This is a genomic window from Pseudomonas sp. 18-147 (assembly GCF_051048045.1).
Classification (GTDB): Bacteria; Pseudomonadota; Gammaproteobacteria; order Pseudomonadales; family Pseudomonadaceae; genus Pseudomonas; species Pseudomonas aeruginosa.
The window spans coordinates 18356-27974 of sequence record NZ_CP182298.1 but is presented as its reverse complement, the minus strand read 5'-3'; the positions used below and the strand labels follow the sequence as shown (position 1 = coordinate 27974).

At 64.3% G+C, this 9619-nt stretch carries 11 protein-coding genes; 9 read left to right on the top strand and 2 right to left on the bottom strand.

From position 1 onward, the window contains the following. The first annotated feature begins 139 nt into the window (after positions 1–139). The 9 genes from ACM0M4_RS31535 to ACM0M4_RS31495 all read left to right on the top strand — a co-directional run bounded on the left by ACM0M4_RS31535 (position 140) and on the right by ACM0M4_RS31495 (position 6518). Positions 140–391, top strand: a complete 252-nt coding sequence (locus ACM0M4_RS31535) for an AbrB/MazE/SpoVT family DNA-binding domain-containing protein (RefSeq protein ID WP_003108276.1) — start codon at positions 140–142, stop codon at positions 389–391. Further along, complete coding sequence (locus ACM0M4_RS31530; protein WP_003159186.1) at positions 388–783, top strand: type II toxin-antitoxin system VapC family toxin; 396 nt, start codon at positions 388–390, stop codon at positions 781–783. The genes ACM0M4_RS31535 and ACM0M4_RS31530 overlap by 4 nt, the downstream gene beginning before the upstream one ends. 11 nt (positions 784–794) lie before the next feature. Next, positions 795–1331, top strand: a complete 537-nt coding sequence (locus tag ACM0M4_RS31525) for a hypothetical protein (protein ID WP_003159187.1) — start codon at positions 795–797, stop codon at positions 1329–1331. Between the two features lie 266 nt (positions 1332–1597). Beyond that, positions 1598–2263: a recombinase family protein gene (locus tag ACM0M4_RS31520; RefSeq protein ID WP_049238321.1), complete on the top strand. Its 666-nt coding sequence runs from the start codon at positions 1598–1600 to the stop codon at positions 2261–2263. Then, the gene (locus ACM0M4_RS31515; RefSeq protein ID WP_172691935.1) at positions 2260–2553 is read left to right on the top strand and encodes a hypothetical protein; all 294 of its coding nucleotides are present in this window, start codon (positions 2260–2262) and stop codon (positions 2551–2553) included. Before ACM0M4_RS31520 ends, ACM0M4_RS31515 begins: the two co-directional genes overlap by 4 nt. A gap of 81 nt (positions 2554–2634) precedes the next feature. Then, a complete protein-coding gene (gene parA, locus ACM0M4_RS31510) occupies positions 2635–3267 on the top strand; it encodes a ParA family partition ATPase (protein WP_003159116.1) in 633 nt (210 codons plus the stop codon). 20 nt (positions 3268–3287) lie between these two features. Beyond that, positions 3288–3512: a plasmid partition protein ParG gene (locus tag ACM0M4_RS31505; protein WP_172691936.1), complete on the top strand. Its 225-nt coding sequence runs from the start codon at positions 3288–3290 to the stop codon at positions 3510–3512. Positions 3513–3565: 53 nt separating this feature from the next. Further along, complete coding sequence (locus ACM0M4_RS31500) at positions 3566–4684, top strand: replication initiator protein A (protein ID WP_049238322.1); 1119 nt, start codon at positions 3566–3568, stop codon at positions 4682–4684. Between the two features lie 925 nt (positions 4685–5609). Further along, a complete protein-coding gene (locus ACM0M4_RS31495; RefSeq protein WP_172691933.1) occupies positions 5610–6518 on the top strand; it encodes a DNA-binding protein in 909 nt (302 codons plus the stop codon). 171 nt (positions 6519–6689) lie between these two features. Here ACM0M4_RS31495 and ACM0M4_RS31490 read toward each other — a convergent pair whose 3' ends face one another. Together ACM0M4_RS31490 and ACM0M4_RS31485 are read right to left on the bottom strand one after the other, a co-directional pair. Further along, positions 6690–7082: a hypothetical protein gene (locus ACM0M4_RS31490; protein ID WP_050395560.1), complete on the bottom strand. Its 393-nt coding sequence runs from the start codon at positions 7080–7082 to the stop codon at positions 6690–6692. A gap of 10 nt (positions 7083–7092) precedes the next feature. Next, complete coding sequence (locus tag ACM0M4_RS31485) at positions 7093–9618, bottom strand: type IV secretory system conjugative DNA transfer family protein (protein WP_074227094.1); 2526 nt, start codon at positions 9616–9618, stop codon at positions 7093–7095. Position 9619 lies beyond the last annotated feature (1 nt).

Genomic DNA, 9619 nt, shown 5'->3' with positions numbered 1-9619 from the left:
GTCCGACAACCCGTTGTGCAATAACTTTGCTGGACAGTGTCCGGCATGGCCGACTAATGATCGTTTGACGGACATTGACGGTAAGGCATTTTTGCATTACTATGTGAAGCATCAACCTTGATTGCGAGGGCAAACCACCATGACCACATTGACCGTTACCGCACGGGGACAAGTGACGTTTCGGAAGGACGTACTGCAACACCTCGGCATCAGGCCAGGCGACAAGATCGAGCTGGACTTGTTGCCAGACGGTCGGGGCGTGCTCAAGGCGGCACGGCCCGCAGGGACGATAGCCAGCTTTGTCGGCCTGCTCGCGGGCAAGACGCAGAAGGTTGCCACCATCGAAGAAATCAACGAGGCGGCGGCGCAAGGCTGGGCAGGTAAGCAATGAAGGTCGCAGTCGATACCAACGTCCTTGTGCGTGCGGTTGTGCGTGACGATCCCGCACAAGCGGACGTTGCCGCCGCAGTCTTGACCGACGCCGAGTTGATCGCGGTCGCGCTGCCGTGCCTATGCGAATTTGTTTGGGTGCTGCTGCGTGTCTACGGCTTCCAGCAAGCCGACGCGGCCAGCGCGATCCGGGCACTACTGGCCGCCGCGAATGTGGAAGTGAACCGGCCTGCCGTGGAGGCTGGCTTGCTGGTGCTCGACGCGGGCGGAGACTTTGCCGATGGCGTCATTGCCTACGAAGGCAACTGGCTTGGCGGGGAAACCTTCGTTTCCTTCGATAAGAAGGCGGTGGCACTTCTCACGGCGCAAGGGCAATCAACGCGCCTTTTGTGACGGACATGAGCATGAACGAATTCCGCCGACTGGCCGCGAAGATCGACCAACACATGCAGCAGCTTGCCGCCCAGGGTGTCAGCGAGGCCCATGCCATCATCAATCGCATGATGGGGTACGGGCCTGACCTGCACAGGATTTGGGTCGGCACATCCGATCAGCAGCTCATGGCGCTGTCCCGCGAGTTCCCAGGGTTCTACCGCTACGCCCGCATCATGGAAGAGGCATCCGAAGCCGAGCGCCGCAAGGCTTCGCGGCCCTATGACGGCATGGCCGAGTTCTCCGAACAGCACAAGCAAATGGGCGCGCAACTGCTGACCACGGCGGCCACGCTTGAGCGTGGCTACCAGGCGTTTCGTGCGAGCGGCAGTCTCCAAGACTTCCGGCCTCAGCTCGACGAGCTGGGCCGCCTGCATCGGCAATGGCTGTCCGACCTGGAAGCCTTCAAAGACTCGCTGCGCACGCAGGGCGCAGAACCCAAGGTGCTGGAATACGTGAACGAGGCTTTCGGCCGCCTGGCCGAGCGCATCAAGCAGCTTGCCGGTTGATCGCCGGAATTTTCGGCGGTTCCGGCTTTGTCGCGCCGTGCACAAGAGTTCTGAGCAATTCCGATCTCTCGCGGCGCTTCGTGCATAGAACTTCTGACCGTTCCCGGTCAGAAGTTCTATGCACACACGGCGGCCAGCCCAGTGAACTGGTGCAGTCGCCTTCTGAAAACGACATGCATCCCCCTTTTTCCTGGCGTCATCATGTTGCAAAAGTCGGTCGCAAATAGTTTATTATTTGCGACGATATTTGCAACGAAGGGCGCGCCATGAAAGACAAGCCGATGATCGGTTACGCCAGGGTATCGACCGACGACCAGGATTTGACGAACCAACGCGCAGAGCTGCACGCCGCCGGCTGCACGCGCATCTTTGCCGAGAAGATCACCGGCGCCCATGCCAAGCGGCCGGAGCTAGGCCGGATGCTTGACCACCTACGCGCCGGCGATGTGGTGACGGTCACGCGGCTGGACAGGCTGGCCCGTAGCACCCGCGACCTGCTGGACATTGCCGAGCAGTTGCAGGCGAAAGGCGCGGGCCTGCGCTCGCTGGCCGAACCGTGGGCCGACACCACCACCCCGGCCGGGCGCATGGTGCTGACCGTGTTTGCCGGCATCGCCGAGTTCGAGCGTTCCCTAATCATCGACCGCACCAGGAACGGCCGCGAGGCGGCCAAGGCGCGAGGCGTGCAGTTCGGCCGCCGCCCTACCCTCACCCCCGGCCAGGTCGAACATGCCCGCGAGCTGCTGGGCGCTGGCCGCACGGCGGCCGAAACGGCCGAGCTGCTGGGCGTGCATCGGGCAACCCTTTACCGGGCGCTGCGCGGCCAGGAAACCAGCCGGGCCGAGGCCCGCCGGCGCGGCGCGTTTGTAGAGGACGCCTTGACCGAGGCCGATGCGCTGGCGGCCGCCGACCAGGAGGGCATGAAGGCATGAGAAACGGACACTACCCCCTGCCCCCGCTCCGGCCGGAGCTGCAAGCCGCGCACGACGAGATGGACGCCAAGGGCGATTACTTTGCCTATGCCGTGTGCCGAACCCATGACGGCCAGGCGTGGGAAGTGACGACCAGGCAGGGCGGCATGTATGGCGCGCTCGATGGCCGCTATCTCGACCACGACGAAGCGGCCGCCGCCGGCGTGGCCTGGCTGCTGGAACAGCTCGACCGCGAACCGACAGCAGACGAGGCAACGTATCGGGCGCTATGGGAAAGTATGGGCAAATGATGAAAAATGCTTTTACTCATTCGCGTGTCGTGCTATGATGCAATGAGTAAATTATCATTTGCATGACCACCAGGAGAGCGCATGAAAGTCATTGCCGTGCTGAACCAGAAGGGCGGTTCAGGAAAGACCACCATCGCCACGCACCTAGCCCGCGCCCTGCAACTCGATGGCGCGGACGTGTTGCTTGTCGATTCCGACCCCCAGGGCAGCGCCCGCGATTGGGCTGCCGTGCGGGAAGATCAACCGCTAACCGTGGTCGGCATCGACCGACCAACCATTGACCGGGACGTGAAGAACGTGGCCCGCAAAGTGGATTTCGTCGTGATCGACGGAGCGCCCCAGGCGGCCGACCTGGCCGTGTCGGCCATCAAGGCGGCCGACTTCGTGCTGATTCCGGTGCAGCCATCGCCCTATGACATTTGGGCCACGGCCGACCTGGTGGAGCTGGTCAAGCAGCGCATCGAAGTCACGGACGGGAAGCTGCAAGCGGCTTTCGTGGTGTCCAGGGCGATCAAGGGCACCCGCATTGGCGGCGAGGTTGCCGACGCGCTGGCCGGCTACGCGCTGCCCATTCTTGATGCCCGCATCACGCAGCGCGTGAGCTATCCCGGCACCGCCGCCGCTGGCACGACCGTTCTTGAAACCGAGCCGGACGGCGATGCAGCGGCCGAGGTTCGTGCCCTGGCCGCCGAGATCAAACAGAAACTCAATTGAGCTTTTGAGGAAATGAAAAAATGAGCAAGCCCACAACCACACTCACCGCCGGCCGCCCGAGCGCACGCACCGACAAGGCGCGGGCCGCGACCCTTGCCAGCCTGGCCGACGACGCCGGCGGCATGAAGCGCGTCAATTTCGAGCTACCCGCCGAACAGCACGCGAAGCTGAAAATCTACGCCACGAAGCAGGGCAAGAGCATCAAAGATGTGCTGTCCGAGTATGTCGCCAGCCTGCCGGATTGACGCTCAAAAACATATTTACTCATTTGAATTTTAGCAGCTAAAGGGGCGGCACCATGAACAACGAGCGCGGGAAGGGGCCGCAGCAGATCGGCGAGGCCCTGGGCGACCTGGACAAATCACTTGCGAGGTTGAAGGCCGCGCACGACGCGCAGCGCCAGAAGCGCATCGAGGCGGCCGCCAGGCCGGGCGAATCCTGGGAGCAGGCCGCCGCCAGACTGCGCGAGGAAGAAGCTAGGGCCGAGCGTGAGCGCAGTTCCGGCTCCGTTAAATCGCCCCCCCCCGCATCAAGCATCCGCAAGCCGCCGAGGGGAGACGAACAGCCAGACTTCTTTGTCCCGACGCTCTATGACGTGGGCACAAAGGATTCCCGCAGCATCATGGACGTGGCCGTGTTCCGTCTTTCCAAGAAGGACCGGCGAGCGGGCGAGGTTATTAACTACACCCTGCCCGATGGTCATGTCACCGTGTCGGCAGGCGCGGCCGGCATGGCTTCGGTGTGGGATTACGACTTGGTGTTAATGGCCGTGTCCCACCTCACAGAGTCAATGAACCGCTACAGGGAAGGGAAGGGAGCGAAGCCTGGCCGCGTGTTCCGGCCGCACGTTGCGGACGTGTTGAAGTTCTGCCGACGAGCGGACGGCGGCAAACAGAAAGATGACCTGGTGGAAACCTGCATCCGGCTCAACACCACGCACGTTGCGGTTCAGCGCACCAGGAAGGCCAAGAACGGCCGCACGGTGACGGTATCCGAGGGCGAGGCCCTGATTAGCCGCTACAAGGTCATCAAGAGCGATAGCGGCAAGCCCGAATACATCGAGATCGAGCTGGCCGATTGGATGTACCGCGAGATCACGGAGGGCAAGAACCCGGACGTGCTGACCGTTCATCCCGACTACTTCCTGATAGACCCAGGCATTGGCCGTTTCGTCTATCGCCTGGCTCGCCGCGCAGCGGGCAAGAGCGCCGCAAAGTGGGCCTTCCAGACGATCTACGACCGCAGCGGCAGCGCAGGCAAGTTCAAGGAGTTCTGCCGCATCTTGCGCAACATCATCCAGGCCAACGACTTGCCGGAGTACGAGCTGCGCGAGGAAGCCGGGCAGGGCGGCCCGCTGCTGGTGATGACCCATCGCGACCATGCCGATGCAGAGCTGCCACCACCTGCCGGTGTGTAATGTACGGAGGGAGAGGGCCAAGAGTCCGTCAAAAGTTTAGCTAAACCCCGCTTTGATCGGTTCCGACCCTCTCGCCTGTGGATAGCCCGTACTTTGCACACCGAAACCCGTACATTACCCACCGGCTTCCGTACTTTGCACACCGAAACCCGTACATTACCCACCGGGCACATTTACAACCCATTGATTCATATATGGAAAACTGCACTTTTCCTGCCTAAAACTCTTTAAAACATATAAAAACTCTTAAAACCCGCCTGGCCTGTGCATAAGTCGCGGCCAGATCGAACCGCCCAAGCGCCCTACGGGCGCGCCTACCCTCCGCGCTTCGCGCTCCGCCCCGCCGCCGTAGGCGGCGGCCTGCGCCTTCGGCGGGGCACCCCTGCGGGGTTCCCCCGGCTTCGCCGGCTCCCCCTCCGGCAATCGTGCTGGCCTACGGCCAGGCGGCTTACCAGGGCGCGGCACGCCGCGCCGGTGGCAACTCCACCGCCTGCGCTCTCATCCAGCGCCGTGCCCGCTGAAAGGCCGCAAAAAGCGGTTTAGCAGGGAAAAGCGGCTTGCGGAGGCCGTGCCCAACCTCAACCGCCTGCGCGAGTTGGAAGGCCGCAGGTTGAACGCCAAGAAAAAGGGCAAGCGGCCGAGCTGGCCAGCATCGCCATTTCCGACGAGGAAGGCCCAGAACCACACCCAGGCCGCGCAGGAGCGCCCAGGAGACGCGAAACCGGCGAGAGTAGGGATAGGGTGCCGCCGACCCCGGAAAACGCCGCCACGGCCCGCACAGGGCCAAATTTCGACCCCGACGCGCTCCCGGCCGGGCTGGCCCTGGCACGGTGCGTAGTATTTCGCCGTAGGGTTTGTAAATTGTAGTATGTAGTAGTATCATACAACATACTACAACGCTACATTTCATACAGGAGCAACCGCTATGGCAGTCACGAAAGAGCAGATTTTTTCCGCCGCCGACGAGCTGGCCGCCGGCGGCCAGAAGCCCACGCTTGAGGCCATCCGCCAGATCACCGGCGGGAGCTATACGACGATCAGCCCGGCCCTGAACGAATGGAAGGCCCGCCAGGTCACGGCGGCCGCGCCCCTGCGCGAGCCTGCGCCCCAGGCCGTCGCCGACCGCCTGGCCGAGCTGGGCAGCGACCTATGGACAATCGCCCTCGACCTGGCGAACGCCCGGCTTGCCGTTGAGCGGGAAGGGTTGGAAAAGGCCCGCGCCGAGCTGGAAGCCGACAGGGCCGAGGCGACCGAGCTTGCCGACCGCCTGGCCGCCCAGGTCGATGACCTGCAATCCCGCCTGGCGTCCATCGAGGCCGCCGAAGCGGCCGCACGCGGCGAAGCCGACGAGCTGCGCGGCCAACTGGCCACCGCCCAGGAACAGGCGCACACGGCCGAGGCCCGCGCCCAGGAGATCGAGCGCCGCGCCGGCGAGCTGCGCACGGAACTGGACAGGGCGCACCAGGACGCCGACCAGGCACGCGGGGCGCTGGCCGAACAGCAGAAGGCCAGCCAGGCCGCCGCCGCTCAACTCGACCAGGTGCGCGGCGAGCTGGCGAAGGTGCAGGCCAAGGCCCAGGCCGACCAGGAAGCGCAGCAGGAACAGCGCAAGCAGGCGGCCGCCGAGGCGCACCGCATGGCCGAACGCCTCACCGCCGCCCAGGCCGAGCGCGACCAGGCCACGAAGGCGGCCGCACAGGCCCGCGAGGACGCCGCCCGCCTGGCCGGGCAGCTCGACACGCTCAAGGAACAATCGGCTGCGCTGCTGGCCCGCATCACGCCGCCGGCGGCCGAGGTGAAGCCGACAAGGAAGAAGCCCGGCAGCGGCGAGTGATCGGCCCCTTAAGTGTCAAGATCAGCCGCCGCAGCGCGAACGGGCAGGGAACATACGAAGAAAAGGCCGGGAACGCTTGCGCGTTTTCCGGCCCTATATTGACACTTGAGGGGCGGCCGACTTTAGCCGCTAAAATCATTTACTCAAAAGAGTAAAAAATCAAAAGCGCCTTTACTCTTTTTTGTGCCGCTGGCGAAACGCGGCCAGGTCGATTACGTCCGCCGTGCGCCTGGCGGCCGCCTGCATCGGCGTGGGCGGCTTGACCCCGGCCGGTGCCGGGCTGGCCTTCGGCCGGAACTGCCGCCACAGCTCCGCGAAGAACGACCAGGCGAAGATGAAGGGCAGCAGCGGCAGCACCAGGACGAAGCCGACCAGGCGGGCCAGGCCGAGGCCGAGCGGCCGCAGGAAGGCCAGCGGCCGCCGCAGCAGATCGAGCAGCAGGCCGCCGACCAGCCACGCCGGCGCGGCCAGGACGAACACCGCAGCGAACAGGGCAGGGAACAGTCGGCGCAGGAACCACGCCAGGGCGATGACGCCGAGAACCGCCGCGATGATGCCCGCCATACGTCACCCCTTAGCTATGGTAGGGGTTCGCATCGAACCGCCCGGCATATTCGGCATCGGCCAGGTAGTTCAGCCGGTCGAGCAAGTAGGGCCGTTCGCCGCGCACCAGGACAATCGGATGCTCCGGCCCCAGGCGCATGACCTCATCCGGCGTCAGCAGCTCGCGGCCGGTGAATTGCTGGCTGGTGCCGGTGCTCTTGCCCCGGTTCATCGAGCCGCCGCCGCCCGATAGGCCGCTACCGCTGTTCTTGCCGGTGTTTTCCGTCTCAAACTCAATCGTGGCTTTGCCCAGGCTGTCGCTGATGTATTTGGCCGTGTCGTAGTCGTCGGTGCCAAAGAACGACTTGGCGCTGTTAGCCAGGAAGGTTTGCCACTTCGGATAGGTGCCCTTGAGCTGCGACAGGTCTTGAATGAACACCCAGAAGGCCAGGCCGTAGCCGCGAAGCAGGCTCACGGCATCCTCAATCTGCTTCATGTAGCCGAGCTGGCCGAACTCATCGAGCAGGAAGGCGACCCGGTGCGCGGGCTGCACGTTGCTGGACGTGATCGCGGCAATCACCGAGCTGATGAACAGGCGCAGGAAGCGGGCATTCGGGCCGATGCGGTTTGCCGGCATGACAAGGTAAACCGTCATGGCCGTGGCCTTGATTTCCGACAGGTCGAAGTCCGAGCGCGACAGCGCGGCCGACACTCGCGGGTCATCGAGAAATGCCGTATTCCGGCGGGCCGTCGAAAGCACGGAACCACGCTCTTTGTCGGCCATGCCCATGAGCGTATTGGCCGCCCTGGCCGGGATGCCGAAGGCCGCCGTATCGTCGGCCGCCATTGCGCCCAACACGTCGAAAAATTCCGCTTCCCCCGCCGTCAGCAGCCGCCGCAGTTCGCCCAGGTTCCGGCGTTCCGTGTCATCCAGTCCGGCAACGTGCAGCATCAAGCCTTGCAGGAAGTTCTTTGCCGATTCATCGAAATGCACGGCATCGCCCTTGCTTTCAGCGATCACCAGGGCATCGGCCAGGATGGCCGATTCACTCACACAATCCGGGTTCCACACGTCGAGCCGGTCAAGCACGTTGAAGGCCGCGCCGCCGTCGCCATTCACCGCGAACGGATCGACCGAATAGACCGCCTGGCCGAGCGCCCGGCGGGCGCGCGCCGTCACGGCCGCGTTTTCGCCCTTCACGTCCAGCACAAGGGCCGAGCCGGGATAGTCCAAGAGGTTCGGAATCACCGCGCCAATGCCCTTACCGGAGCCGGTAGGGGCGACCGTCACAACATGGCCGGTAAAGCGGAAACGCTGATCGAGACCGGCGGGCGCATCGGACACCCGGCCCAGGGCGAAGCCGCCCGGCTTGCCGGGCGCGACAAGGTGGCCGCCCTGGCGGATTTCATCGACCGTTCCCCACCGTGCCGAGCCATGCGAACCGAGCGGATGCGTGCTGCTGTTATCGACCGCAGCGACCGCCGCACCGGCAGCCGTGACCGGCCCGGAGGGCTGCACCTGGCCGCGCAGGTTTTCGATTGTCCCGCCGAGGATGCGCAGCCGCTTTCCTGTCGGAGACTCCGCGCCGACCAGGCCCGCGAGCCAGCCGAACACCCGGCCCGCGTTCAGATACGTTGCCACTGTTCCGGCGACCGTCGCGGCGAGGATGAACCAGCCCGGAATGAACGGCGCGAACACGAACAGAAGCAACATGCCGACCGATGGAACGAGGAAGGCCAGGCCAACGGCCGTGCCGACCGTCACAGGGTTCTGCCGCCGCTTGTGCGCCAGCCACGCGCCGACAAAGCAGACCGTGACCAGGTAGAACAACCAGCCGCCGAAAGCCGCCTTGATGCGCTCGCCGAAGCCGCCGAAATAGCCGCTCACGGTCGAGCCGCCGAGCTGTTCCATGCGTTCCGCGCCGCGCTGCTGCACTTGGGCGCGATACTCCGCAAGAATCGTTTCCGCTTGGGCCGTTCCGATGCCCTTGCCGAACTCAACGCCTCGCGTCACGGACTGCTGCACGACATTGACGCCGGCCGTTGCCGCCGCCGCTGGCCGCTCGCCGTCCAGGCCCGCCAGAATCCGGTCGCTGAAATCGTCCAAGCTACCGGCCGAGGAAAGGCCCGCATTCTGCAAGAACAAGCCCAGGTCATTGCGATACAAGCTAAGGATGTTTGCCGCGCCTGGCGCGTTCCGGTTCGCCAGTGCAGCGGCTTCCAGCTCTTTCAGCACTGGCAGCAATTCGGCCCACTTGTCGCGGTAGGCTTGCCAGTTCCCGGCATTCGTCGCCATCGCCAAATCCTGCTGCCCAACATCCAGGGCTTGCAGGCTGTTTTCCCACTTCTGGAATGCCGCCTCTTGCGCATCACAAACGCGCTTCACCCAGGCATCCGCATCTTCCGCGCCGTAGAACTTCGCGGCCTCTGCCGCTGGGTTGCATTCAGGGAAAACGCGGGCGTGCGCCGTGTTCGCCAACGACAGCACGAATGCTCCAAAAAATACCGCTACGACAGCGGCCCACAATCTCGCCAAAAATTCTCTAACGTCCATCATG

What these genes read in the sequence shown, in the direction of transcription:
- ACM0M4_RS31500 (WP_049238322.1), top strand. Translation starts at nt 3,566, where the DNA reads ATGAACAACGAGCGCGGGAAGGGGCCGCAGCAGATCGGCGAGGCCCTG.
- parA (WP_003159116.1), top strand. Translation starts at nt 2,635, where the DNA reads ATGAAAGTCATTGCCGTGCTGAACCAGAAGGGCGGTTCAGGAAAGACC.
- ACM0M4_RS31505 (WP_172691936.1), top strand. Translation starts at nt 3,288, where the DNA reads ATGAGCAAGCCCACAACCACACTCACCGCCGGCCGCCCGAGCGCACGC.
- ACM0M4_RS31520 (WP_049238321.1), top strand. Translation starts at nt 1,598, where the DNA reads ATGAAAGACAAGCCGATGATCGGTTACGCCAGGGTATCGACCGACGAC.
- ACM0M4_RS31485 (WP_074227094.1), bottom strand. Translation starts at nt 9,618, where the DNA reads ATGATGGACGTTAGAGAATTTTTGGCGAGATTGTGGGCCGCTGTCGTA.
- ACM0M4_RS31525 (WP_003159187.1), top strand. Translation starts at nt 795, where the DNA reads ATGAACGAATTCCGCCGACTGGCCGCGAAGATCGACCAACACATGCAG.
- ACM0M4_RS31495 (WP_172691933.1), top strand. Translation starts at nt 5,610, where the DNA reads ATGGCAGTCACGAAAGAGCAGATTTTTTCCGCCGCCGACGAGCTGGCC.
- ACM0M4_RS31490 (WP_050395560.1), bottom strand. Translation starts at nt 7,082, where the DNA reads ATGGCGGGCATCATCGCGGCGGTTCTCGGCGTCATCGCCCTGGCGTGG.
- ACM0M4_RS31530 (WP_003159186.1), top strand. Translation starts at nt 388, where the DNA reads ATGAAGGTCGCAGTCGATACCAACGTCCTTGTGCGTGCGGTTGTGCGT.
- ACM0M4_RS31535 (WP_003108276.1), top strand. Translation starts at nt 140, where the DNA reads ATGACCACATTGACCGTTACCGCACGGGGACAAGTGACGTTTCGGAAG.
- ACM0M4_RS31515 (WP_172691935.1), top strand. Translation starts at nt 2,260, where the DNA reads ATGAGAAACGGACACTACCCCCTGCCCCCGCTCCGGCCGGAGCTGCAA.